Origin of the sequence: Rahnella sp. CFA14(1/10) (assembly GCF_004195095.1) — a bacterium.
GTDB classification, from domain to species: domain Bacteria; phylum Pseudomonadota; class Gammaproteobacteria; order Enterobacterales; family Enterobacteriaceae; genus Rahnella; species Rahnella perminowiae.
The window spans coordinates 1-299 of sequence record NZ_SEWS01000044.1 but is presented as its reverse complement, the minus strand read 5'-3'; the positions used below and the strand labels follow the sequence as shown (position 1 = coordinate 299).

1 rRNA gene is annotated in these 299 nt (G+C 53.8%); it reads left to right on the top strand.

The features are described 5' to 3' along the window. Window positions 1-197 precede the first annotated feature (197 nt). Window positions 198-299, top strand: a 5S ribosomal RNA gene (gene rrf, locus EVX52_RS25165); the annotation flags it as partial.

Sequence of the window (299 nt, the reverse complement as noted above, 5' to 3'; positions counted from 1 at the left end):
GTGTGTAAGTGCAGCGATGCATTGAGCTAACCAGTACTAATGACCCGAGAGGCTTAACCTTACAACACCAAAGGTGTTTTGATTTGAGAGACAGGCTCGAGAGAGTAGATTTTCAGCGGAATGTTCCTAGATTGGTTCGTATGGCGGCGCGGGGTGAGCAACCCTGATGCGTTGCGGTACGGATGAAACAGAATTTGCCTGGCGGCACTAGCGCGGTGGTCCCACCTGACCCCATGCCGAACTCAGAAGTGAAACGCCGTAGCGCCGATGGTAGTGTGGGGTCTCCCCATGCGAGAGTA